Annotated in this window: 25 protein-coding genes; 9 read left to right on the forward strand and 16 right to left on the reverse strand. The window is 39.5% G+C overall.

Features of this window, described 5'->3' with window-relative positions; genetic code table 11:
* Window positions 1-211 precede the first annotated feature (211 nt).
* Window positions 212-1,726 carry a jacalin-like lectin gene (locus F957_RS13580; protein WP_016540117.1) on the forward strand — a complete coding sequence of 505 codons (1,515 nt, stop codon included), beginning with the start codon at window positions 212-214 and terminating at the stop codon, window positions 1,724-1,726.
* 168 nt (window positions 1,727-1,894) lie between these two features.
* Here F957_RS13580 and F957_RS13575 read toward each other — a convergent pair whose 3' ends face one another.
* Both F957_RS13575 and F957_RS13570 read right to left on the reverse strand, forming a co-directional pair.
* On the reverse strand, window positions 1,895-2,263 hold the full coding sequence (locus F957_RS13575) for a hypothetical protein (RefSeq protein WP_016540116.1): 369 nt from the start codon (window positions 2,261-2,263) through the stop codon (window positions 1,895-1,897).
* A 19-nt stretch (window positions 2,264-2,282) separates the two neighbouring features.
* Entirely contained in the window at window positions 2,283-3,296 is a 1,014-nt protein-coding gene (locus F957_RS13570) for an MBL fold metallo-hydrolase (RefSeq protein WP_016540115.1), read from the reverse strand.
* A gap of 247 nt (window positions 3,297-3,543) precedes the next feature.
* Between F957_RS13570 and F957_RS13565 the strand changes: the two genes are divergently transcribed.
* Window positions 3,544-4,152 carry a TetR/AcrR family transcriptional regulator gene (locus F957_RS13565; protein WP_016540114.1) on the forward strand — a complete coding sequence of 203 codons (609 nt, stop codon included), beginning with the start codon at window positions 3,544-3,546 and terminating at the stop codon, window positions 4,150-4,152.
* Window positions 4,153-4,218: 66 nt separating this feature from the next.
* Here the strand turns inward: F957_RS13565 and F957_RS13560 are convergent, their stop codons facing one another.
* Window positions 4,219-4,626, reverse strand: a complete 408-nt coding sequence (locus F957_RS13560) for a hypothetical protein (RefSeq protein WP_016660254.1) — start codon at window positions 4,624-4,626, stop codon at window positions 4,219-4,221.
* A 294-nt stretch (window positions 4,627-4,920) separates the two neighbouring features.
* Between F957_RS13560 and F957_RS13555 the strand changes: the two genes are divergently transcribed.
* The 3 genes from F957_RS13555 to cydB all read left to right on the forward strand — a co-directional run bounded on the left by F957_RS13555 (window position 4,921) and on the right by cydB (window position 7,980).
* Window positions 4,921-5,391, forward strand: coding sequence for a DUF2946 domain-containing protein (locus F957_RS13555; protein WP_016660255.1), 471 nt, complete (start codon window positions 4,921-4,923; stop codon window positions 5,389-5,391).
* A gap of 146 nt (window positions 5,392-5,537) precedes the next feature.
* Complete coding sequence (locus tag F957_RS13550; protein ID WP_016540111.1) at window positions 5,538-6,983, forward strand: cytochrome ubiquinol oxidase subunit I; 1,446 nt, start codon at window positions 5,538-5,540, stop codon at window positions 6,981-6,983.
* Window positions 6,976-7,980 (forward strand): cytochrome d ubiquinol oxidase subunit II, encoded by a 1,005-nt coding sequence (gene cydB / locus F957_RS13545; RefSeq protein WP_016540110.1) that lies wholly within the window; start codon window positions 6,976-6,978, stop codon window positions 7,978-7,980. Before F957_RS13550 ends, cydB begins: the two co-directional genes overlap by 8 nt.
* A gap of 187 nt (window positions 7,981-8,167) precedes the next feature.
* Here cydB and F957_RS13540 read toward each other — a convergent pair whose 3' ends face one another.
* Window positions 8,168-9,247, reverse strand: a complete 1,080-nt coding sequence (locus F957_RS13540) for an alpha/beta hydrolase (RefSeq protein ID WP_016660258.1) — start codon at window positions 9,245-9,247, stop codon at window positions 8,168-8,170.
* Between the two features lie 100 nt (window positions 9,248-9,347).
* On the opposite strand from F957_RS13540, the gene F957_RS13535 reads away from it, so the two are divergent.
* A complete protein-coding gene (locus F957_RS13535) occupies window positions 9,348-10,382 on the forward strand; it encodes an AraC family transcriptional regulator (RefSeq protein ID WP_016540108.1) in 1,035 nt (344 codons plus the stop codon).
* A 160-nt stretch (window positions 10,383-10,542) separates the two neighbouring features.
* Window positions 10,543-10,974, forward strand: coding sequence for an SRPBCC family protein (locus tag F957_RS13530; RefSeq protein WP_016540107.1), 432 nt, complete (start codon window positions 10,543-10,545; stop codon window positions 10,972-10,974).
* 58 nt (window positions 10,975-11,032) lie between these two features.
* On the opposite strand, the gene mhpT is transcribed toward F957_RS13530, so the two are convergent.
* Window positions 11,033-12,295 carry a 3-(3-hydroxy-phenyl)propionate transporter MhpT gene (gene mhpT, locus F957_RS13525; RefSeq protein ID WP_016540106.1) on the reverse strand — a complete coding sequence of 421 codons (1,263 nt, stop codon included), beginning with the start codon at window positions 12,293-12,295 and terminating at the stop codon, window positions 11,033-11,035.
* Between the two features lie 161 nt (window positions 12,296-12,456).
* On the opposite strand from mhpT, the gene F957_RS13520 reads away from it, so the two are divergent.
* Complete coding sequence (locus F957_RS13520) at window positions 12,457-12,888, forward strand: hypothetical protein (RefSeq protein WP_016540105.1); 432 nt, start codon at window positions 12,457-12,459, stop codon at window positions 12,886-12,888.
* Here the strand turns inward: F957_RS13520 and F957_RS13515 are convergent.
* From F957_RS13515 to F957_RS13470, 10 genes are all read right to left on the reverse strand, one after another.
* A complete protein-coding gene (locus F957_RS13515; RefSeq protein ID WP_016540104.1) occupies window positions 12,883-13,557 on the reverse strand; it encodes a YjjG family noncanonical pyrimidine nucleotidase in 675 nt (224 codons plus the stop codon). The genes F957_RS13520 and F957_RS13515 overlap by 6 nt on opposite strands.
* Window positions 13,558-13,670: 113 nt before the next feature.
* Entirely contained in the window at window positions 13,671-14,117 is a 447-nt protein-coding gene (locus F957_RS13510) for a YbaN family protein (protein WP_032860369.1), read from the reverse strand.
* A gap of 28 nt (window positions 14,118-14,145) precedes the next feature.
* Window positions 14,146-14,745 carry a biliverdin-producing heme oxygenase gene (locus F957_RS13505; protein ID WP_155762614.1) on the reverse strand — a complete coding sequence of 200 codons (600 nt, stop codon included), beginning with the start codon at window positions 14,743-14,745 and terminating at the stop codon, window positions 14,146-14,148.
* 32 nt (window positions 14,746-14,777) lie between these two features.
* Entirely contained in the window at window positions 14,778-15,689 is a 912-nt protein-coding gene (locus tag F957_RS13500; protein ID WP_016540101.1) for an energy transducer TonB, read from the reverse strand.
* An 11-nt stretch (window positions 15,690-15,700) separates the two neighbouring features.
* The gene (locus F957_RS13495; RefSeq protein WP_016540100.1) at window positions 15,701-17,191 is read right to left on the reverse strand and encodes a surface lipoprotein assembly modifier; all 1,491 of its coding nucleotides are present in this window, start codon (window positions 17,189-17,191) and stop codon (window positions 15,701-15,703) included.
* Window positions 17,192-17,272: 81 nt separating this feature from the next.
* Window positions 17,273-18,064: a Slam-dependent surface lipoprotein gene (locus F957_RS13490; RefSeq protein ID WP_016540099.1), complete on the reverse strand. Its 792-nt coding sequence runs from the start codon at window positions 18,062-18,064 to the stop codon at window positions 17,273-17,275.
* A 187-nt stretch (window positions 18,065-18,251) separates the two neighbouring features.
* The gene (locus F957_RS13485) at window positions 18,252-21,410 is read right to left on the reverse strand and encodes a TonB-dependent receptor (RefSeq protein ID WP_016540098.1); all 3,159 of its coding nucleotides are present in this window, start codon (window positions 21,408-21,410) and stop codon (window positions 18,252-18,254) included.
* 201 nt (window positions 21,411-21,611) lie between these two features.
* On the reverse strand, window positions 21,612-22,619 hold the full coding sequence (locus tag F957_RS13480; RefSeq protein WP_016540097.1) for a FecR family protein: 1,008 nt from the start codon (window positions 22,617-22,619) through the stop codon (window positions 21,612-21,614).
* Window positions 22,620-23,141 (reverse strand): sigma-70 family RNA polymerase sigma factor, encoded by a 522-nt coding sequence (locus tag F957_RS13475; RefSeq protein ID WP_171068267.1) that lies wholly within the window; start codon window positions 23,139-23,141, stop codon window positions 22,620-22,622. It lies immediately after the preceding gene.
* Between the two features lie 151 nt (window positions 23,142-23,292).
* The gene (locus tag F957_RS13470; RefSeq protein ID WP_016540095.1) at window positions 23,293-24,150 is read right to left on the reverse strand and encodes a LysR family transcriptional regulator; all 858 of its coding nucleotides are present in this window, start codon (window positions 24,148-24,150) and stop codon (window positions 23,293-23,295) included.
* Window positions 24,151-24,278: 128 nt separating this feature from the next.
* On the opposite strand from F957_RS13470, the gene F957_RS13465 reads away from it, so the two are divergent.
* A complete protein-coding gene (locus tag F957_RS13465; protein ID WP_016540094.1) occupies window positions 24,279-24,986 on the forward strand; it encodes an FMN-dependent NADH-azoreductase in 708 nt (235 codons plus the stop codon).
* 93 nt (window positions 24,987-25,079) lie between these two features.
* On the opposite strand, the gene F957_RS13460 is transcribed toward F957_RS13465, so the two are convergent.
* A complete protein-coding gene (locus tag F957_RS13460) occupies window positions 25,080-25,772 on the reverse strand; it encodes a type 1 glutamine amidotransferase domain-containing protein (protein WP_016540093.1) in 693 nt (230 codons plus the stop codon).
* Between the last annotated feature and the right edge of the window lie 63 nt (window positions 25,773-25,835).

Genomic DNA, 25,835 nt, shown 5'->3' on the forward strand with positions numbered 1-25,835 from the left:
TAAACACAAAATCAAGATAATATAAACGATTAATCGAACTAAACCAACTTATTAAAAGATTTTAAAAATAAATATACTACTCATCGGAAATAAATAAGTTTTGATTAAAATTTACACAAAAGCCACTTCTAATTTGATATAAAAATAAAGCCCAAAAGGCGATATAAAACTTAATAATTAAATAATATATTAATAATCAAAGGAAAATATCATGAACTCAAAACAAGATCTAGATTTATCTAGTCTATCAACAGCATCCGCTATGTTTCAAGGATATAATAATGTTACTGCACAGGCACTTAATACTGCTATTGAAGGTAGCATAACTAAAAACTCTGGGGTAAGTGAGCTACAGTACAAAGTCACAAAATCCTTACAGGAAATCTATCAGTCACTAAATATATCATCATCTATTTCAGCAGGATATGCTGGGTTCTCAGGTGAGGCAAAGGTTAATTTAGTAAATCAATTAAATCTTACAAAAGAAAGTTTATGTATTGTTATTAAGGCCTCTGATAAACAGGATATCTATAGAACAAATAATGTTTCAATTAAAAGTGGGATCAAATTACCTACAACCGAAAAGGAGGTAAATGATTTTGTAAGAGCTTATGGTGATTCATATATTTCAGAGCTAGCGACTGGAGCAGAATACTATGCTGTCTATGCATTCATTTGTGAAACTAAAGAGCAAAGATTCGCCTTAGAAACTCAGTTTTCCGCCAGTGGAATATCTCTTTCTGGTGGTTCACTTTCACTAGATTTTAAATCACAAATAGAAAAAGTATCTAAATCATCTTCTTCAACTGTAACTTTTCAACAGATAGTTTCAGGGCTAAAAAATCCTAACCTTCCTGATCAGAATAATATTATTAAATATGCACTTGATTTTTTTGACAAAGAAATTGATAACCCCGCGATTATTTCCTATACATCCACAAGTTATGATCATGTCCCAAACTTTCCAGCCGATGTATTAAATCAGGTGAGAAAGAACGTTAATTATTTCACAGATCCAACTGGTAATTTTACAAAAAAAGGCATAGACGTAGATAATCTAAAAAATCAGTGTGAAAATCTTAATTTAATTTATAATTTTTATAAATTTAATGGTGACAAAAAGCTACTAGATGTATTAGAACTAGTAAAATCGGATTTAACAAAATTAAAAATTCAACAAAGTGATTATTCTTTTAATCCAAATCAGGTTTTCATACTACCTGAACTTCCATCATTAAATGAAGGTAAACCTGTATTACAGTTTCGTTTTATTAATTCTGACCTACATGGAGGTTCAGGAGGTGCTGTATTTAATGATGTTAATCAAACTTCATACTTTCAAAAACGTACCCGTTTAGTTAATTTAAAACTACGTTCAGGAACATATGTGGATCGAATTGCTTCAACTTTTGAAAACTCAGATCCAACCAACTCAATATACGTATTAGAGCATGGTGGGAATGGTGGAAATCAAAGTTTTGATCTTCAATTAACCCCAGGCATATCGCTTAAATCAATAACAGGCCGCAGTGGTGCAAAAGTGGATCAGCTGTCATTCGAAGCTACGAACGGACAAAAAATTTCAGGTGGTGGAAATGGCGGCAACCCCTTCTCATTCCTGATTCCTGAAGGTTATTTTGTTGCAGGGTTTAGAGGCCAATCAGGTTCACTTATAGACCTTATTGGCGCTGTTTATGCAAAATTACTTCCTGCAAACTGGGATTAATAATATTAAATCTTCACCCGATGAATCCAATGCACAATGACATTGGATTCTTCTTTGATTAGAGCGTTGTCTTCAACAAACACCGACTATCATCCATCACCCGTATTTGCGCTAAATCATAACTAAAATCACCCAGCATAATTTTAAAATATGACTTCAAACATGTGGTTATAAATCATTCAACAAGCTTTTACTCATTTGTAAAGCTTCATCGAAGCTATCCGTTTTATAAAAAGGGATTTTCCAAACTTTCTGATCACGGAGCAAATCGCTTTCTTCAATCTCTATGTCTGTAATTTCAATCCATCCTTTTACAATAGCTAATGCTTGCGTATGGGCCTTGATCCACAGAATCGCTTGTTTCCACTGCTCTTGTGATGGTGATGGTTCGTTAAACTTGGACTGTAAATGCCGAATCAATATAAAAGCTTGCTGCTTCTGTAATAGCTGATCTAATTGCTCAATAAATTCAATTAAACTCCCCTGATGCTGATGTGTTATTTCTACCGTAGGAAAATTTTCTAAATTTAGTTCCATATCGTATTCCCTAAGAAAGTTATTGGGTTGAGTCTGACTGTAACTCTTTGACCAAGCTTGGCAGAACTATTGCTTGCTGCGTTAACTCCGCATAAAAGTTTGCAATTTGGAATGGCAGAAAAACTCGGTTATTCCAATCTGGATATTCGCTATAAATAGTTGGTGATATGGTCTGAATGATTTGATCCTGATTAAGTCCTAAAGCAATGTGCTGTTTGACCAAAGATTTCACTCGATGCATATGTTGTTTAAACACTTGTAGATCTTGAATTGTTGCAAGCCTGCCATGCCCAGGTACAACAATTTTCGGCTTCATTTCAATTGTCTGTTGAATGACTTTAATCCATTCACTCCCTTTTGCATCAGCATCAGGCATAATCGGATAAAAACTTTTTTCATACAGATCACCCATAAAAATCGTGCCAGAAGTCTGATCATAAATAATTTGATCTCCCCGTGTATGTGCTGGCATTTCCTGCAAAGTGACCAATCGACCACCTAAATCAAGTATTGTTCGATTGATATAGGTTTTATCTGCATAACGAATCACCACCTTCTCAAGCGCACTTTTTTCGATCTGACCAAACGCTCTGAACATCTGAAGATAATCAACGCCTTTATCTTTGAGTTCTTCTTCTTGTTTTTGATTGATCATATAGATCGCATCTTTAAATTCTGCGGCACCAAATTGATGTTCTGGATGAAAATGTGTGGTTGTGAGGTAAATTTTTCTATTTTTGGCAATATCTTTCGCAACTTGATAAACATGTTGGCCATTTCGCATGCCCATTCCGGTATCAATCACTAAAATCGCATCTTTACCTTCAATGATCCCAATATTAGGCACATAGTTAATATATGGATCAGGAATCAGCCAGACTCCTGACGCAATAAGTTGCTTCTTTTCGACCTGAACTAGAGGGGCCGCGGTCAGTTGATACTGAACAGGGCTTTCTACAACATGGCTATTTGCATAGACATTTAATCCACTCAATGCCGCGAGTGAAAATACGAGGGAGAATTTGATCTTCATTGCTTTAGTTTCCTCAATAATTTGAAGAATTCATACGATAGATTCATAATATGAGCAAAAGCTCACATTAGATACTCGCATTAGCAATGCTATTTTTTAATTTATTTAAATGAATAAGTTATGAATTAACTCACTTCTTTATTTGAGAATAATTATGTCATTACTCATATTTTGTCATACCGATAAGATTGCAAGTTTTTATAAAAAGTGAGTTAATGCTCACATTTGCGCTGTCTAAATTATTTATATGAAAACGGTCTTTAAACCAAGAAAAATGCCTCGCCAAGGTCGTTCAAAAGTGACTGTGGATGCGATATTACAAAGTGCAGCTGAAATTCTGAAAGAGATGGATTATGCAAAATTTAATACCAATTTAGTCGCAGAACGTGCAGGCATTAGTATTGGTTCTCTCTATCAATACTTTCCCAATAAAGATGCTTTAATTGTCGCACTACATAAAAAACATACCCAACACATTCATGACTTACTTCGAACTGTGATTGATCATCAAAATGCACAAACCTTAAAACAGCGAATCGAATCCCTAGTAGATGCTGTCATTGCAGCACATTCATTTGAGCCAGAATTACATCAACTACTTGAAAAGAAGCTCCCATTTTTTGATATCAATCGCGTTGAAGATGAAACAGGAATTCGAGATGAAATTTATAGATTGGTTGAATTACATCAAGATGAAATTGTAGAAAAAAATAAATCACTGATGGTTTGGATGATTCTTCAATTATTAGAATCGTTAATACACGCTGCTGTACTTGAGCCACCCGTCAATATTGCGCCACTGGCATTGAGAAATGCGATTATTCAGTCGATCTATAATTATCTAACCAAAACCTAGGCAACTCGAAACTGTCTGGATGAAAAATGATTGCAACCAGACATCCAGCTATTACATTGTCATTTATTATTCTGTGCTATCTTTTATTCTTCGACGAATTTCTTCACGCCACTTTGCAGCATTATCTTGTTGCTTATTCAGCACAACACCAAGCATATAAGCAGTTACCGCAGCACCAATGAGTGCAATCCCACTTTCATAGATGATATCAATCACAAATTCAAAAATGCCTTCTGATAAAAAGCTTAATGTGCCTGAATATTTTAGGAATTTTGCAATCGCAACAATAGCAATGCCTAAAAGTGCACCAGCCCAGAGAAAAAATTTATGGATACTAATTGGAGCGGTAACTTCATCAATTTGGTCTGGATACTCACGATAATACTCCACCTCCTCATCTGTAACTTCAGATGAAGATTTGAAGAATAACCGCATAAAAAGTGCGTCGTGATCTAGCTTTAAGCCTTTTCTCATTCTCATCGTCTATTTTTTTCAATTTCGAACATATTAGCTATTTTTTATTTATGAATAAATAACAAGTTTGATCCAAACAATTTAGGCCGAAAATCAAAATATACTCACAATTATTAAGTCTAATTTAACGATAAATTGAACAAAAAGCCGCATACAGTAATGAAATATAATAATTATTACCGAAGAAAACTTATCATTATTCATTAAGAATTATTAAGTATCCCCTTTAAAAAAAAGATTTCTTTGTTATAGTATTTCTCCAATGATTTCCAAAAAGAGATCAATCGGGTGTTGATGCTTGGAAGATTGCTTGGGTTCTATGCGATCTTTTTACAAATCGCTGTATTCTTACAGCCCTTGCTGCCAGAGAAATATCAAGTTTCTCCAGTATGTGAGACTATTACCCAAATTTTATTACAAGACCATCATTCTACCTCTGCATTCCATAGCCATCATATAGTGAATCAGCATGATCATATGCTTAACTCACCACATGATATGGAACATCAACAGCATAAATTTTCAGCTGAAGCGAAAACACCGTTTAATCAGCATCATCACCATGATGCTAATCACCAATGTCAATATTGTGTGGTGTATAGCCATGTACTCCCTTTACCTGATCTTGATCTAAAACACATTCTCGTTAGGATTCAGGTTCGCTTTCTGGCCTTTATTGAAAACTATTTCCATGTTTTCTTTCAGCTTCAACAACTCTTTCTCACCCCTCAAGGTCGAGCACCTCCACTCTTAATCTCATTCTGACTTGAAGCTCAAAACTGTTGAGTTTTGAAAAACTTATATTTTCAAGAGATTAGAGTAATGTTCTGTTTTTTTAATCATACCTGTAAATTGGTAGGAATATTTGCAACTGTAGGTTTAGCTGATCAATTGCAAGATGAGGTGCTGCCATGACTTTAGGTTTTACCGCACTCGAACTGGCACGTATACAATTTGCCTTTACCGTTTCTTTCCATATTATTTTCCCGGCCATCTCGATCGGATTAGCCAGCTTTTTAGCAGTTTTAGAATGGCGTTGGCTACGAACCCAAGATCCGATTTATAAAGATCTGTTTAAGTACTGGGTCAAAATTTTCGCAGTCGCTTTTGGTATGGGCGTAGTTTCAGGCGTGGTCATGAGCTACCAGTTTGGGACTAACTGGAGCGAATTCTCCCGTGTTGCGGGGAGTGTCACCGGGCCTTTACTCACCTATGAAGTGCTTAGTGCATTCTTCTTGGAGGCTGGTTTCCTCGGTATCATGTTGTTTGGTTGGGGACGCGTTAGTCCCAAAGCTCATTTCTTTGCCACCTTGATGGTTGCCATCGGCACCTGTATTTCCATGTTCTGGATTTTGTCCTCCAACAGTTGGATGCAAACACCTCAAGGATTTTCGATCGAGAATGGCATTATTGTGCCAACCGATTGGTGGGCAATCGTCTTTAATCCATCTTTCCCGTATCGACTGGTGCATATGGCAATTGCAGCCTTTATGGTTGCAGCGCTACTCGTTGCTGCAACAGCGGCTTGGCATTTACTCAAAGGCCGTCGTGATGCCTTGGTCAAGACCTCATTCTCAATGGCAATGTGGCTTATTCTGGTCTTAGCACCTTTGCAAGTCTTTGTTGGAGATGCCCATGGTCTGAATACATTAGAACATCAACCTGCCAAACTTGCCGCAATGGAGGGTCATTGGGAGACTAACTATGATGAAGGTATGCCGTTGTACTTATTTGGCGTTCCTGATATGCAAGAAGAACGGACTAAATATGCTATTGCAATTCCAAATCTAGGCAGTCTGATCTTAACCCATTCTATGGATGGGACTGTTAAAGGCTTAAAAGACTTTGCCCCTGAAGACCGACCAAATTCGACCATTGTGTTCTGGAGTTTCCGCATCATGGTGGGCTTAGGTATGCTCATGCTTTTGCTTGCCTTCGCTGGTGCTTGGCTCAGAAAAACAGGAAAGCTGTTTGAAAGTAAATGGTTTCACCGCTTTGCATTAGTGATGGGTCCGTCAGGATTTATTGCTGTACTCGCAGGTTGGTTTACCACGGAAGTAGGCCGTCAACCTTGGGTGGTGTATGGGGTGATGCGCACCAAAGATGCGCTTTCTCCTGTTTCTGCCGAACAAGTTGGTCTGACCTTGATTATCTTTGTGGTGGTGTACTGTGTTGTGTTTGGTATCGGGATCTACTATATGCTGAAATTGATGCATAAAGGCCCGCAATTTGTTGAGGCTGTTGATCTTGAGCCCGCAGGTCATGGGCACTTCAAAACACCAATGCGTCCTTTAAGTGCCGTCGATGAAAGCATTGACCAACAAGACCCGACCAAAGAGGAGAAACACCATGATTGATTTATCTCTGATTTGGGTCGGCATTATCGGACTGGGTGTGCTGATCTATGTCATTCTAGATGGCTTTGATTTGGGGATCGGAATTCTGTTCCCTTTCATCAAAAGCCATGAAGAACGTGATGTGATGATGAATACCGTCGCACCGGTCTGGGATGGCAATGAAACATGGATGGTACTTGGTGGTGCAGGTTTGTTCGCAGCTTTCCCACTGGTTTATTCAACGGTGTTATCAGCTTTATATATGCCGATTACTCTGATGGTGATTGCCTTGATTTTTCGTGGTGTTGCCTTTGAGTTTCGCTTTAAGGCGAATCGCACCAAGCATTTATGGGATCAAGCTTTTATCTGGGGTTCGATTCTATCTAGTTTCCTGCAAGGTGTTATTTTAGGTGCTTATATTCAGGGTATCCAGACCACTAATGGTATTTTTTCTGGTTCAGGTCTGGACTGGTTAACTCCTTTCGCCTTATTTACCGGACTGGGCGTGGTTGCCATGTACGCGGCATTAGGTTGTGGTTGGCTGATTATGAAAACCGACCATGAATTACAAGACCAGATGTATGCGCTGATGCCTAAATTGATCATCTTACTATTTGTGGTCTTTGCTGGGGTCAGTTTATATACCCCACTGACTCATCCTGAAATTGCAGCCCGTTGGTTTGCCCTACCAAATCTACTGTATTTTAGCCCAGTACCCATCTTGGTCTTACTCTTTACATTCCTGATTTTAAAAGCATGTAAACAACGCCAAGAGTTAAAACCGTTTATCTTTACTTTGGCCTTAGTGTTCTTGGCGTTTACGGGTTTTGTGATCAGTCTCTGGCCAAATATCATTCCGCCTTCGGTCACCATTTGGCAAGCTGCTGCACCATATTCCAGTCAGAAGTTTGCTTTAATTGGTGCTGTGATACTGATTCCTATCATTATCGGCTATACCATCCTATCCTACTGGGTGTTTAGAGATAAAGTACGGGTTGGTGATACAGGTTATCACTAGGAGGCAGTGTAATGAAACTCTCTAAAACACAATGGTTTATCGTACTTTGGCTCGCTGGATTCTTCGGTTTATTGATGATTGCAATGTTCTTTAGAGTATTGTTAAAACTCGCTTATTAAGCTGAAATTTTTTCTTTCAATTCAAAAGACTATACCTCGGTATAGTCTTTTTGCCAGTAAGCAATTGATCACTTTTTATTTATCGTGCTTTGGTAAAACTGATCAATCGCATCCACCATTTGCGATAAACCAGGCTGTTCTAAGGGATAATGCCCTGCATTTTCCAACATCACGGTTTTAACAGGTACCTTATGGATACGGCTTAGAAAAGGTGTACTTAAATCAAGCGGTGTCCAACGGTCTTGGGCAGGTTGAGTCAATAAAATTGGACTCACATCAAAATCTTCAGCGGCCACTTCAGGTTTATAGTGAATATATGAATCTAAAAAGGCCAGTGAAACAGCGTTACCTGCTGAGGTTTTATCTTTCATAAACACTTTTAAAGCCGCTTTATTATTCACTAACGTACTCATTTTACTGGCCCAACTCATCGGCACTCGCATTGAAGCCAATGGTGTCTTTGCGCTCCAATGCGCCAAAGGCGTACCGACACGGCTCATAAATAAGTTACTTGCAACCGTGTCTTTCACCACTTGGTTACTTGTATCAAGAAAGGTCATTCCTACAATTGCCTTTACTTTTTTATTCTTGGCAGCTACATGGTAAGTTAGCATTCCACCAGCACTCAAACCATACAATACAATTGGGCGATTATCTTTGGCCAATTCAAAATCAATTAGGTCGCTGCCTGCCTGTACCCAATCTTCATATCGAATCAAGTTGCCTTTGCCGACTTGGGTCATACCATAACCTGGCATATCAATCGCAATGGTTTCATAACCACGATCGGCCAAAGGCTTACCGAGAATCATCGACATCTGTCGGCCATTGGTTCCAACACCATGAAATAAAATCACTTTGATTTTTGCCTGTGGATTTCGATAGGTATCTAAATGAATATTGTTACCTTTCCATGCCCACCACTCTTCCTTCGGCAACTGATCTTTTGGAATATGGAATTGTTGAGGAAGAAATTGTTCGATTTGCTGCCAAGCGATTTGGTTTTGATAGGTCATTGCGGTATCTCCCACTTTTATTTCTTTGGCAAAGGAATTACTGACTGCATACATCATCAAGATACCTACACCTAATTTTTGGATATATTGACGTACCAAACTGAACGAATTTACATATTGCATGGTATTCATATCTTGTTGCTGCCTCATATCGGATAATTAAATCTTAGGCTTTTAGCGACGATACAGCCATGCTAGATTGGGACATGGATTTTAGTTTTTAGGCCAATCAATGTTTGAGTTTCAAGATTATCTACGTGCACCTTCCAGTGTGCAGTTGTTGCTCGAATTAGCGGAACGCCAACATCTACAAAAAAGTTTGCTCTTGCTTGGAACTGGATTAAACCTGAACAGATTAAATGATGCCAACTGTGTTGTGAGCGCTGAGCAAGAAATTGCCGTGATTACAAATTTAACTCAGCACTTGGCAATCGATACAACAACTTTAGGCTTGATTGTTGGATTTCAGCATAAACTGACCACTTATGGCATTTTGGGTTATGCTCTCATGAGTAGTGCAACAGGCTTAGATGCATTTAAATTAGCAAAGCGTTATCTTCCCCTAACTTATACCTTTGTTAAAATCAGTTTCCGTTTGGAAAAACAACACGCTATTATACATTTTACCGAACCCGCCAGCCTCTCAATAGAATTACAACAGTTTGTCATTGCACGTGCGATGGCGGCTACCTCGAGAGTCATTAGCGATATTTATGAAGCTTGCTTTCAATTTGATGCCTTTCATCTTAAAAACCCTCAACCACAGCAATCTTTCACAGAACTGCCACAGCATTTTTTAAAGGCACCGATTTTATTTGAGCAAAAAAGTAATGAATTAAAGTTCGACGCAACTCAATTAAACCAGCCACTACCGCATGCCAATGCAAATACTGCGGCTATGTGTGAACGTTTATGTTCGGAACTGATTAATCAACGGCATACCACTTTGACCACCACTATGATTGTCCGTGACTTTTTAAGCAATGCACCGCCTGGCAAGCTTCTTACCCTGATTGACATTGCCAGCAAATTGCATATCAGTGAACGTACCTTAAAAAGACGTTTACAAGAAGAAAATACCTCGTTTAGATTGATTCAAAATGAAGTATTACATCAACGTGCCAATGAACTTTTATCAGGAAAGTTAAGCCTCACACAGGTCGCTGAGCAACTTGGTTTTTCTGATTTATCTACTTTTTCACAAGCTTATAAACGTTGGACTGGGATTGCACCAAGCCAATCACTCAAAGAACGAAAACAATCATAATATGAAATATCGACCATTCTCAGTCCGAAAATAGATATGACTGAGTTGTATAGAAAAGCATGCGAATTTCCGACCAAGTAAAATTCAGAATGGATAAAATACATGCTAATATCTAAATACTGACAATACACTATGTCAATTTATTTGGAAGGGTTCCAATATGCTAAAAACACAACAAGTTAAGATAATACAAGAATTCAATGCGCCAGTAGACAAGGTCTTTGCAGTGCTCAGTGAACATGAAAACCTCAGTAAAATCTTTGCACCTGCAAAAATCACGCGAATCAGTAATGGTAAGGATGCACGAAATGGCGTGGGTTCTGCACGAAAACTGTCTATCCCTTTAGCCCCTTCTTTTGTTGAAACCAACTTGGTCTATCAAGAAAATGAATTGATTGAATATGCAATTACCAGCGGCATTAGTCCAATTAAAGCACATCGAGGAATCATGAAGTTTAGCGATTTAGGCGCGAATCGCACTCGATTGGATTACACCATTAGTTTTAAAGGTCGACTTCCATTCATTGGTCCAATTATTAAGGCTGCATTACAAAATGGTATCAACCGTGGGCTTAAAAAGCTGAAGTTTTAATGCTGCTCAGAAGCCTCTCCTTGACGGTTTATTTCACCGTCAAGGTTTTACGCTTTGTTTAAAGTGAAGATGTTACCGTGCCTAGAGGTTCTTTCCGGTTGACTGAATGCTCTGGCTTACGCAGCAACATTAATGCAGAGATTGCGGCCAATAAAATCATTGGAATACTCGATGCAATCACCACAATTTCACTTTGACCTGTACCCAATAAATAACCTGCTACTAACGGACCAGCAAAAGCGCCTAAGCGTCCTATAGCAACAGCAGCCCCCACTCCTGTGCCTCGCATTTCAGTTGGATAATATTTTGCTGCTAAGGTATATAAAATTGACTGGCAACCAATCACAAACATTCCGCAACTTGTCGCAAACAAGATAAAACTTGACACGCTATTGGAATAAGCTAAACCAATTAAAGAAGCCAAAATGCCCGCATAAACACTGGCAACAATAAAGAATTTATTGAGTCGATCCAGCATCAAACCTAAAATCAATACACCGATAGAACCCCCTAAATTAAAACCAATCTGAATATAACTGGCTTGTTGTTTATTGAGTCCTAGTCCCGAGATTAACGTCGGTAACCAATTCTGAAACAATGCTAAAACAAGTAATGTACCAAAAAAGCTGAGCCATAGACTAGAGGTCACCACCACACGTGGTTTGGCAAAAAGTACGGTCAGTACACTTTGTTTTTGTGTTGTGACCTGAGGGATTTTGTTTAAATATGCTTTTGATTCAGGTAAAAACAAAATAAGAATAGGAACCAGAATTAAGGGGGCAATCCCGCCAATATAAAAGATATGACGCCATTCGTGATCTGCGGTTAGAGATAAAGCCACCACTGAGGTTAAGACCCCGCCGATTGGCATACCACAGTACATGGCACTGACCGCTGTTGCTTTATATTTTTCAGGTACCGCTTCAGAAACCATCGTAATGACAATCGGTAAAGCCCCACCCATGCCCAAACCAGTCAGAAAACGGACTAAAAGTAAGGAATTCAAATCTTTGGTAAAAGGTGTCAATAAGGACATTAGACCAAAAACGGCAATCGAGGTGATGAAAACTTTCTTGCGTCCAATCGAGTCTGCAATTCGTCCTGCAATCAATGCCCCAGGTAATGTGCCTAATACGGCGGCACTAAATACCCACCCCATCTCAGCACTGTTTAATAGCATTTCTGCTTTCATCCGCGGTGCAGCAACCCCCATAGATTGCAGATCAAACCCTTCAATAATGGCAAAAATGAAACATAGGATCAGTGTAATCACAATTGCTTGTTTTGATGACTCAGTCTCTATATTGGTCTCTTTTAACATTGTTATCTTCCCTTTTTGATTCTTCCAGTTTATCTATCTAAAATTCCAAATATAGATTTAAATATCCTTTAAGTCGCTAAAAAGACTAGCAGAGCGAATATAGTTACGCAATATGTATTAAATTTATGCAATATGTAATCATACAGCTTGAGGAATTTCAGTTGAAATATAATAAAAAGATCATTTTAAAATCGCTGTTATTGGCCCCAATTCCCTTACTTTGCTTTATGGCTGTGCTATTTATTCTCATGAACAATGAGTTTAAATTGGGTTCTATATTTGCAGTTATTGTTGGGCATCTTCTGGTTTATTTGGCTTATTGCCTTTTAACCGTTCCATTTTCATTCTTATTCTCGCTTGTCTTAAACCGATATCAATATCTAAATTTTCTCACAATCTGCTTAGGCTCATTAGTCGTTGCGGCACCCTTTTTTATTCTTTTAGGCTGGGGGTATACAGGCCAACTCCCGAAGCAATGGTGGCTGGTCTATGCTGATGTTTTTGCTTGGTTTATCGCCATCATTCCAGCGGTCTGTTACTGGCTGATTTTAATTCATCTTAAACCCCATCAGCCAGATCGCATTGATTTATAAAATCCTGACCAAATCAGATAAATGTTGAATGGTATGAGTCAGATCTAAGGCTAATTTGTTCGGTAGATTTTTCGGGTTATACCAACAGGTTGAGATCTGGCAAGAAGCAGCACCTTTCATATCAGCTTCAAGACTATCCCCAATGAACAGGACGTCTTCTTTAGCGATCTGGCTTCTATGCAGACATGTTTCAAAAAAACGCTGATCCGGTTTTTCATAACCAATGTCATCTGAAATATATAAATCAGAGAAATGTGGCAATAAACCAGCCAAACCTAAACGAGCTCTTTGTTGACTGAGAATACTATTGGATGCTGCAAAGAGCTTATATTTTTGACTTAAATAATGAATAGCTTCAGCAGCGCCAGCTTCGAGGGTATGCTCTTTGGCTAAATTTCCCTGAAAAGTATCACGGAAATGATCATGATTAAGTTCAACATTTAATGCTCGGAATAATTCTTTAAATCGATTATTAATTACATCTTGTACGGTAATTTGACCTAGCTTCTGCTTTTCCCACAAATGATGATTAATGGCTTTATAGGTAGAATAGGTCAAATCATCATGATCTAAATTAAATTCAGCGAAAGATTGAATAAAAGCAGCGCGGTTAGCGACACTAAAATTCAGCAAAGTATCATCAATATCAAAGAATATAGCCTTGTACATCAGAGCAATCTTACAACCGAAGCAAATATTGAGATAAGTTTATTATACCGAGTAATAAAAGAGCAAGCCGATGCGGCCTGCCCAATAGTCGATATTCGCTGATGATAATGCTCTCAATCTTTATCCCGCATCCACATCCAGATCAATACTGTTGCCATACAGGCAATCAGTGGATAGACCACCCATGGATGTGGAATAGTCCAGATCATAACACCCGCAGCAATACTCATACTGACGGTCGAGATATATTTTGCTTTTTTGGGGATACGTCGGTTTTCTTGCCACTCTTGGATGATTGGGCCTATTAAGCGATGGTTGAGGAACCATTGATGCAGCTTTTCAGAGCCTCGAGCGGCAAAGAACACTGCCAACAGAATGAAATCAACCGTTGGTAGGCCAGGAATAAAAATCCCAAGAATCCCTAAACCGATGCATAGCCAAGCCAGATAGATAAACAATAATCGCCACCACACTGAACGTGCTAACTTGCTAGCTGGCTGTGGTGTTGATGATAAGGTATCTGTTTTCATTTGATTATCCATGCGATTAGTGTTCTCCATATTGAATAAGCTTTTACTGCCTCAACACTTATTTCAATTCGTCGAGCTGGTTCAATGCTTTCCCAAAATAGTCAAATGCATCCAGTGCGCCTTGTACCACACGATCTTGCAAATCTTGATCAAAAGCAGCCTCATCAAGTGCTTCAACAAAGCGTTTCCACACTTTCGCCCGACCTTCTGGATAAGCCGCCAAATTGCGTGCTGCAAATGTTTCGGAGAAACCTAACTGCTTCTGCGCTTGTTTAAACAGAAATGCAGCACCTAAAGTCGAACCTTCTGACACATAGATCCAACCCAGTGCTTCAGGCAATTTGACTTCTGCACTTTGTAATGTCTGACCTGCGGGCTGAATACCCAAATCCTGCAAGTCATCAAAGGCTTGTCTAGAACGGCCACGAATTCCTAAATCGGGAATCAGTCCAGCGACGCCTTCTTGTTCAAAAAGATGTTCTATTTCCTGCTGGAAATAATATTGCGACAAGGTAAATTGAGCGTATTTCTCCTTGCTTGAAAATACATCTGCTTGCGCCATTAACTGGTGCATACGCTCATGTTCTGCCGCTGTTTCCTGCTTTAACCGCTGAGAAAGGCTATTGGCAATCATTTGCTCTGTTGCTGCGTTCATCATCATTCTCCTAGAAAAGGAATAGGACTCATCGGTTAACGACTCCGACTGAGTTTGAGTTGCACGGGGAAATCCACCACAACGGCCACAGCGCGACCATTGATCTTGTAAGGTTTGAATTTGGACTGGCGAGCGGCTTGTAAAACACGCTGATCTAGGCTGCTAATCCCTGAACTTTGTTTGATTTGAATTTCGATGGGCTGACCGTTTTCATTGATGCGTAGCCGTAATTCAACCACACGGTTTTGTTGTTTAAGTTCCCGATCATCGTAAGCAAGCTTGCCAAAGCTCAATACATCAACACTACTGACTTGAACAGGTTCATCACGATCAACTTGGCTTTCCGGCGCACGAGCCAATTCCTGTTGTGCTGCTGTATTTACACCACCCGACTGGGATTGAGCCTGCCCTATTTGTTGTTTCGAACTGAGCAGATTTTCTGTCAACATCTGCGAAGATTGATCCGCTTGGGTATCTTGCTTCACTTTATTTTCAGACACTTGAGCCGCTATTGCTGCTGTGGATGTCGCAGCTAAACTCGCAACTTTGTGGCTGCTTTGTTGCTTAGCCACTTCATGCACAGCACTCTGACTGCTTATCACTTTTTGCTCTGTGTTTTCAGTATGGGTCGGAGCAGCGCGAGTGCTTGTTTGTTTTTCTAATACGGGTATTGTTGATGTTTGGGCAACTTCAACTTTTGCAGTTGCTTGAGGAGATGCACGTTCTGAAGCTGATAAAGACACAAAATGAACTTTCAACGCATTCACTTTGGGTGAAGCTGCCAAAGTATAAGGCTCAATAAAATGGCTCAACGACCACAATCCAAGTAAATGTAAAACAATGACCACTGTTACAATGATTAACTTACGCTGCGAAAGTGCCCAAATCCGAATAGGTGGTCCTTTTGTACTAAAGTCATAGCGCGGATATAGGAATTTTGATTTCATCGCCACTCCCCCTAAAAACGGTGCTCTAGTTTTAGGCTGACATTGTGTTTGTCATAGGAATATAACCAATCCACATTGCTGTTATTACGGTTATAGCGATAGGTTAGATTCGGCGTCACACCATAGAATTTGAAACGAGGCATTTGCAACACAAAGGTGTAGTTTTGCTCAAAATCTTGACGGCGTGTTTGAAATGCCGCCACGTAACGATCAAACTGTCGCCAACGATACAAACTGAATAAAGTGGTATTAAAGCCAGCACTCCACGGTTTACTCAGACCTAAACGAACACCTTGTTGCTGGTACGCCGCCATGTATTCTTCTTGGGTATCATGATCTAAGACATCCAAGCCACCAAATAAGGTCCATTGTTCAGGTAGAATCTTCCAAAAGGTCAGCATAGCTGAACTTTCTTTACCATCTAGGGTCTTATATTTTTGATAATTTAAATCTTTGATTTCAGCTTCAAGCTTGAGTGCTTTATCAGCGGAAATGAATCGCATCCATTCTGCGCGCGCGCCCCAAGCATTGTATAGGCCATCATTGGCATAACGTTTGTGCTCAAATAACGGTGCAATGGTGATTTGATTTTTTAAATCAAAAAAACTATAGCCAGCATTGATATTGAGAGTGGATTCATTAAAGTCGGCACGATCGTCATAAGACTGTCCATAAGCCAAACCACGTAAGGAGAGCCCATGATTGCCATACAGAGAAAAGCGTTTCATTAAACTGGCTTCATAGTCCACACCTGTTGCCGACTCAGCTTTAGGGCTACTGCGGGTAATTTCTCTAACAGGAATGACCTTACCATCTTTGTCAAAGCCATATAGCGTCCATACTTTGCTTTGTTCAGAAGAACTATTCAGATTCGTGGCATAGGATGGACCAATTGCGACACTGCCTTGCCATGCATCACGTTGATCAAGTGCTTTGACAAACAGATTAACCGTTTGTTCAACCTCTGGTGGAATCACACCACGATCACTCTGCCCCAATTTGTTTTGAATCGATGTAAAAAGGCGTGCTGCTTGTTTGTTCTTCTGCTGTTCAAACAGCACGCGCGCTAACTCAAGTTCACAAATAAGGTTATTCGGTTGTTTATTGAGGCTGCTTTGAAATTTTTGTTCGGCTAATTTGAGTTGGCCTTGCGCACGAGCCAATGCTCCCTCGGCAAAATCTGTTAATGCTTGGTCATAGCCATCATATTGTTGATAATGCTTTAGATAAACAGCAGCATTACCCCATTGCTTTTGCATGACCGCCAAATATAAAGCTTTTGCAAGATCATCTTGGTTCTTCTCAACCTCAAATACTTGACCATTAATCACAATATTCGGTAGTTCATCGGTGCTCCGAATTGCCCCTTGTTGTTGTAGTTGGTGCTGTTGTTGTAATAAATTCTGATCCAAGTTTTGATTCAGGCGCAGTTGTGTCTCATCATCTGCGTAGAGTGATGAATTCGCCAATAAAATCAAACAGCACAGCAATTTTCTTTTCATAAAAACCGTAAAAAAAGTAAAAAATCATTTAGTCATAAACAAGAAAAAGGAATCTACTGCTGTAGATTCCTTTCACCCTGATTAGTTTTTCGCACCACCAAAGGCAGTGTTATAAGCAGCATTGTTAAACTCGGCAATACCCGCTAAAGCTGCGGCATTTGCACCAAAGAAGTGTCCTTGAACAATACCTGAATTATTTAGCCCAGCCGTACCATTTGCACTAGCGCCGCCACTGAATGCCGCAGTACCTGGATTAAATGTCACACCATTTAAGCTTAAGCTTGAAACAGCAGTCCCTGTTCCAGTTAATGATCCTTCTAAAGTACCTGCACCAAAGTTAGCAGTTAAATTACCACTTAGCAGATTGGTTGCTGAACCATTAATCCCTGCAACGGTATAAGTCGCCGTACCAGAGGTTGGTACTGTAGTATTGGTATTGTCACCTGCGTAATAAACAGTATGACTTGCACTTGCTGCTGTATCACCCGCTTTCCACCATTCACCAAAATAGACTTCCTGTGAGCCCACCTGACCAAAATTGAAATTACCTAAGGCACTATGTGAAGGTGGCATTGCCGAAACAGGAATATGGGAGATATTAAAAGTTTTGCTACCGACAGTAACATCAGTATTGCTTGCACCGCGTGCAGTGAACGCTTGTGCCAAACCTTTTAACGAGCTAAAACCTGTAAATGCATTGTAGGGTGCACCAGCCGCTTGTACAGAAACGGCTGCTGCACCACCTGGGTGGCTGGCATTTGCAGCAGCACCAATAATGATATTGTTTTCATTACTTGAAGCACCATCAATACCTGCATGTGCAAACACAGCAGAACATGCAACAAGACCGATGAACAGTTGAGAGATTTTCATTTATTGTTACTCCATTTTTCTAAAGCTAAGTTATTGTTTCAATAAAGATAACGCTATGGTTATCTATTTAGTTATAGGAACAGTAAGATCTATAACTGCCCCTGGTTTTGTAAATAATAATCATTCAATATCATTATTTACCTTTATCTAATCCCGACTCATTAGAAAGTTGGAATTAAATTCTGTGTTAAAACTTGGTGGTCCAGCTGACTTTCAAGGTACGGCCTGGTGCAGCCATCGCACTGCGAGTTAAAGGATCGATATAAAATTGGTTCGAAAGGTTATTTCCAACAAATTCAACTGTGTTATAGCTATCAACTTGATAGCGTGCATAGGCATCAAAAATCCACGTATCATCCCAAGCAAGAGGCACATTGAGGTAATAGCCTTTATTGATACCTGCATCATTATTTTTACGTAATGGACTTTCATAGCCTTTGTAGAAAGTTGCTCGCGCACCAAGCTCAAGCCTTTCATCTAGAAAGCGCGCGCCGAATAAAGCATGTGCGCTGAGCTCAGGTGTCGACATCGTCACGAGATAACCGTTTGGAAAACCATCATCGACGCAACGTTGATAAGCATCGCGGAATTGAATACCTTGATCTGTTTGTATTGTGCCGCTATTAATCATTTTATTAATGGCGCTATTACTGTCACAGACTTCATTTTTAAGGTTATAAGCCATGCTTAAATCGGTAAAGAAAGCACCATTGTCAAAACGGCTTTGCAACTCAAGGCCAGAAAGCTTTTGCTCATCCATATTGGTAAAAATCAGATTTTGATTTCGCTCAATTACGTTTTTGGTTTTGTTGTAGTAATAGGCCAATTTAATATCGGCATTGCGAGCTGAACTGAGCCAGTTACGCATGTCATAAACATAACCCACTTCATAATTAAACGCATGTTCGGGTTTAATTGCTTGAGATGGCATCATCGCCGAGAAGCCGACCGTACTTTCAAATAAGCTGGGTAAGCGATATTCCTCTGCATAGCGTATATAAAGCCGATTGTTTTCAGTCAAATGAATAGATGCGCCAAGTTGAGGTGCCCAACCACTGTCTTTTACTTTCTGAGCCGATTCAATCGGAGTTTGCTCAATTACAACAGGTTGGAAACCACTGCCGATCACCACATACTTCTGCCCTAAGGCATTCAGTTGGTTTAATATATTATCGGCTAGGGCCAAATGACCATTTTCATCAGCTTTCCAAGTGAGTGTATTTTTCTGTGACCAAATCCGGCTGTACAAAGCCGTTTCTGATGCAGGCACTGTTTCTAAACGGCCATCCCAATCAGGATTGTTGGCTGCATAACGTTGCGTTAAAAGGTTTAGCATACGTTGTTGCTGAGCATCATAACTCTCAGGCATGGTTCGATATTCAAAGTTGTATTCTTTGACTTTACTTTTCTTGGTAAATAACGGATTTAAAGAGGGATCAATACCATCTCTGATCGATTTATTTAAGAAGTCATCAAAAGCCCAATAAGAGCGATAACGCATACCCGCATCAAAGCTTAACCAAGAAGCTGGTCGATAGTTGAAATTAAAATCAAAGGTCTTTTCTTCACGGCGCCCCGCACGAGGTAAAGCCTGATATAAGGAATAACTTGGGCCGTATTCACCATAAATATCATCAGAAGTGAGCTTTTCTTTTAAGAAGCTTCCGCCTAAAGTTAAATCGAGCTGACCAGTTAATTGTGCTTTATTACTGATACTAATGCCTTGACGTCGGTTGTCTGAGTGACTGATTGCTGTATTGATCAGACGATTATCTCTGAAATCAATAATCGTTGGCCATCCACCCCGTGTGTAAGTTTCGCTTTCAGTATCGGTTTGCCAAATATTGGCATAGAAATCGACCCACTGATTGGTCTCAGGTTTAAACTTATATTCTAAGCTGTAGGCTTTAGAACGAATGTCACTAAGTGGCCATTGCGGTACACCAATTTCAGGGGTGAGTCCCCATTCGATTCGTGAAGGCATGATTTCACCAAATCTATTTTTGGTATCTCGATAAGTGAATTTCAGTGCTTGATCATCGCTTGGTCGATAACCAGCCTTAAATAGCCAAGACTCCATCTGACTTGAGGTATTCGGTACTTCATTGCCAGGCTTATAGGAATGAGCGAAATATGGAATAAAATCAAGACTATTGCTTGGCTCAGCCCGTTTGTAATAGCCGGCGCCATGTGTGCCTGAAAAATAGTTGCCTCTTTCACGAACAGCATAAACAGCCAATAAATCAAATTTATCTTGTTTCATTGCCAATGCCAGTCGGCCTGCTAAATCATCTCCCGAGAAGTTAGAATTATCATTGCGAGTGCGGTTCTTTTTATAAATATCTGGATCGTATTTTTGACCATTAATATCCTCCCACGGCGTCGTATCATTATAATTCTTGCCGATTTTACTCATGTCGGGCAATGAAGGATCACTTGAGTTGGTAGAACCTTCTACTTTTAATTCCGCGCCAAAGGTTTTACCTGGACGAACAATATCATCAGCTTCTAAGGTCTTGACCACAACACCACCACCGACTGAGGTTGTAGTATTCCGTTCCAGTGATGGGCCTTTAATGACTTCAATGCCCGCAATCAGATTTGGATCAATATAATTTCGGTTATTCACCCCATTGTAACCACGCCACACCGCAATCGACTGCTCAGTACCATCAATGGTTAAGGGTACTCGACCTACCCCTTGCACACCACGTACACTCGGATCTAAAGCACCGCTATTACGGGCATCACCACTATAAACCCCAACCATACCTTGCAAAACATCGGCAGGATTGGTGCCTTTAAAGCGCTCAATATAGTCTTTGCCTGCATAAACAGAAGACCGATTGGCATCATAAACTCTGTTGATGCCTTGCGTATCACGATCTTCTTGACCATAGACCACCAGTGGTGTTAAACGAACAGCGATTTCATCATCTTGAGCTTGAGTTGAAGATGTATGATTCATCGTAGTGGCCGCTGCACTTGCAGATAGATTGCTATTTTTAGCTGTCTTTTTGACCAGTGTATAGCCTTGTCCGACTTTGACTGCATAAAATGCTGAAGAGGCTAAAATATGCTGAAAACCTTGCTCTAATGCATAGCTGCCTTTTAATCCTGAACTGTGTTGCCCTTTTAATTGCTGCGCATCAATGGCAATTGATGTCCCCGATTGTTCAGCAAACTGATTCAACACATTGGCCAAAGTTCCTGCAGGAATATTATAAGATTTTGCCGCAAAGGTTTCTGCATAAGCATGTTGCATGGGTAAAGCTAAACTTGCAATACATGCTGTATGTACAGCAAATGCGAGTGTTGAAAATCGAAATAAGTTCCGACTTCGCATTTGACCCTCTCCGACTTTCTTCATTTTTCCCGCCCCAGTAAATGTAAATAAGAATCATTAAACTTGTTAAAATAAAATGATCCCAAATTTATTGCTTCTACTTACTATGACGAACAGCTTTAAAAAAAGTGGAACCTAAATGCTAAAAAAAATTTAATTTTTTTGAATGTAGATATTCAAGACACCCACACCTGTTATTTATTAATTATTTTTTGATGAAATAACAATGAGATAAGGTGTGATTTGATAAACCTTTAAATTTGGAAAAACGGTTGCCAATAATTTGAGTGCATCCTGTGTCTGATCCAAGGGCAAAACGGCATTCACTTGGATATGACTTAAAGCTTCAGCATTAAATAGGATTTTACCTTTATAATTTTGGTCTAATTCTTTTAACACCTGATCGAGTGGTAAATCCTCTACCATCAACTGATGTTTATTCCACTTTTGCTGTTCATTATAAATATTGAGTGCTGAAATAGGCTGCACTCCATCCTGATTCATACTCACAGCCTGTCCTGCACTCACAATCACTTGTTGTTTGGAATACACATTTGCTGCTTGCACCCGTACCCGAGAATGCAACATTTTTAACTCGGTTACAGTAGGCGCATAGTTCACACTAAAAGCAGTCCCAAGTGCCTGAATCTGCCCATGTTTGGTTTTAACTAAAAACGGTCTATGTGGGTCTTTAGCGACATCTACATAAATTTGTCCCTGCACCAATTCCACAACGCGTTGATTGGCTTGGAAATCGATATTGACTGCACTTTTGCCACGCAAGATTAAACGGGAACCATCTTGCAAGGTTTGTGTAGTCCATTGTGCTGAATTGCCCTGAATGTCTGCTGTTACATAAGCAATAGAGTAATCTGAAAAATAAAAAATGCTGCCACTGACTGCAACCAAAGCAATCGCAAAAGCACTCCCCACCCTCAGATGCTTATAGGTTTTCGCTGAACCCAGACCTGCTTTAAGTGCTGACTTGACCACTTTTTTATGCTGCGTGCTTTGGGATACGTTTTGAATCGAACAAAGACACTGCTCAATATCAGCTGCAATTTTTTGATGTTGTTGGCTGTTCTGTTTCCATTGATTAAACTTTAATTGCGCATTTTTTCGGGTCGGCTCATCATCTGAACTGAGCTGTACAATCCATAATGCAGCTTCCTCAACCAGTTGCTGATGCTCCTGCTTATCCATTGTCATTTAAATACTGACATCCATTTCTAAACGAGCCTGATAACAACGAATTAAACAACTGGCTAGATATTTTTGAATCATTTTGGTCGAAACACCCAACTGCTCAGCTGTTTCTTTATGCGTGTAACCTTCTAGATAATGTAATATAAACGCTTGTTGCGCTTTTGCAGAGACATCTTCTAAGGCTTTACACATTTGGTCGAGCGCTTGAATAATCTGCATTTGCTCTTCTGGTGAAGCCACACCATCCAGCATATACTCCATTTGGCTTAAACCATCCAAATAGGCTTGTTCAATTTTCTTACGACGTACCTGATCGATGAGTAAGTTTTTGGCAATCGAAGTGAGATAGGCACGTGGTTCTTTAATCCCAAAAAGTTCATCACGTGTTTGCAACAATTTTATAAAGGTATCTTGTACCAAGTCCGCAGCTTGATCGGTATTACCTAATTTTTGTCTCAGCCATTGATGAAGCCAGCCTCTATGGTTTCTGTATAACTGATCTACAAGCATAGGGGTTTTGTTCACGATCATCTGACTCAAAACAAAGTGTGCTTAAATGATAATAATTATCATTTGTAAAATCAAGCAAGAATCTGACAAACTTGTATTGACTGTTATTTTTATAAGCACAAGTTGAATATTCCACCGCTCTTAGAATACAGAAACAAGAAGTAAATCATTGATTCAACAATGCTTCTACCCAAAAAATCAGTTCATTCATATGCCTATTTCTACGCTTTAATTGTTCTTTGTCTGGAATGTAATAACATAATTCGGATTGCACACTTTCAGTTGCTAGTGATTGCATCAATTTTGCCTGTATTAATCGACTGACCAATGTGTTTGAGCAAAATACTAATCCATTGGCCATCAGTGCTTCTTGAATACCAAAAATTTCTTGGTCAAAGTGCTGCACAGTTATGCTTTTTCCCTCAAAAGTATTTTTCTCAAGCCATGTTTGCAATGGTGGTTTAGGCAAATTCTTATTTTTCCATTCGGTGTTAAACAGCGTAGTAGACTGTTCAGCCCAATTCTCTCTAAATAGCCCTGCGGCTGCAAATACATTAAATGACTCATATTTAATAATATCTGATCGATCTACATCTGAAACTACACCATAGCGAATTGGCAGTGCATATAAATGATTTTCCAAACTTTCACCTGTCGAAATTTCCACTGAGATTTCTGGGTGTATTTGTGAAAAATCATGCATGGCGGGAATTAAAACCATTGCGGCCAGTGAAGACGTGGTGGTGATTTTAATCACTCGACTGGCAGTGCTCACCTCTTCCAAAGCATCTTCAATGGTACGAAACCCATTTGATATGGCACTCGCTAATTTCTCTCCAGTCTCGGTTAAACTAATTTTTCGAACCTGTCGATAAAACAAATCCACATTTAAACGGTTTTCCAGATTACCAATGTGATGTGAAATCGCCGTCGGTGTGAGTGATAACTCTTCCGCAGCCAACTTAAAACTACCTAAACGAGCGGCAGCTTCAAATGCCTTCAAGGCTTGTAGGGAAACCTGCATTTGTATAAGCCCCATAAACTAGCTTTATAGATGAATTAAACTCATTCATAGCTGCAATTTACTCGTTTGTCCAGTCTGCAACGGCTACTTAAGATAAGTTTATCTTTTTTATATCTAGAGTGCCTGTTATGACGAGCCTATTACATATTGATGCCAGTGTTCGAGCTGCTTTCAACCCGAATCCACATCATAACTCTATTTCAAAAAATATCGCGAAACACTTTATCAATGCATTACAAAAGCAATATACGATAGATGAGTATATTTATCGTGATGTAGGCATGAATCCACCCGCTTTTATTAATCAAGACTGGATTGGTGCTGTGTTTACCCCAGAAGAAAAAAGAACAACTGAGCAGAAGGAAATCTTAGCTTTATCTGACCAACTGATTGCCGAAGTTGCAGCAGCTGATCTGATTGTGATTTCATCACCGATGTATAACTATGGTATGCCTGCACAATTAAAAGCATGGTTTGATCAAATTATCCGTATCCATAAAACTTTTGATTTTGATCTGGCCCGTGGAGATTTTCCACTCCAACCCTTACTATCAGGTAAACGTCTGGTCATCATTACCTCAAGTGGTGAATTTGGTTTTGACGCCGATGGGATTCGTGCTAATCAAGGTCATCTCGTCCCACATTTGCGAACCTTAAGTAAATATTTAGGGGTTGAGCATATCGATGAAATTGCATCCGAATATCAAGAATTCGCAGATATTCGTCATGAAAACTCGCTAGCATATGCATTAGATCAAGCAGATGCTCTTGCAGTAGAATTGAAATTGAGACTGATTCAACAACAGCGTCTAGCACAACCGATTGAATATCAATAAAATCATTATCTAAGCAAATACGGCACGTTTGATACTAGAAGACTATGAATAAAGTGACATTCAAATCACTTTATTCATCTGGAAAGCAGCCAATTATTTCGCTTCTAAAGCATCAATCATTGCAAAAGCTGTCAGACGTGCTGAAAATGGATTTTGTCCTGTAATCAAGTTGGCATCGCGTACTACATTCGGTACAAACGGAATGAATTTTCTTTCATAGAGAGCACCACGTTGTTTAGCAAGTTCTTCGGCATTATAAGGGACTTTTTTCGCCACACCTGCCAATACTTCTTCACACCAGGCAAAACCTGTTAGCTTTTTCCCAGCAATTAAATACTGTCCCGTAGAAAGTCGAACATTAAGCAATCCACAATACCCATGACAGACACTGGCAACAATACCGCCTTTTTCATAGATATTTTTAGTGATGTCTTGCAATTCAGCATTATCAAGGAAGTCCCACATCACACCATGACCACCTGTATAATAGATTGCATCATAATCTTGCCAATTAACCTCTGAAGGTTTTTTGGTCGTTTCAAGCAGTTGCATAAATGCGGGATCATTTTTGCGTTTTAATACAGAGGCATCAGCAACGAAACGCACTAATGATTTAGGTTCTATTGGCGATAAGCCGCCGTTTGGACTAACAATATCTTGAATATAATTATGCTTTTCAAACTCATCATAGGCATGGGTAAGTTCCCCCAACCACAGTCCAGTCGGTCGATTAATGCCTTCATACTCAGGGACATTGGTTACAACATGTAGGATACGTTTTGACATCTTTCACCTCAGTTTTTAACTTTATTGTCAGGCTTGCTTTTACACCACTATAAGCTTAAAGTT

It is taken from the genome of Acinetobacter gyllenbergii CIP 110306 = MTCC 11365 (genome assembly GCF_000413855.1).
Lineage (GTDB): Bacteria > Pseudomonadota > Gammaproteobacteria > Pseudomonadales > Moraxellaceae > Acinetobacter > Acinetobacter gyllenbergii.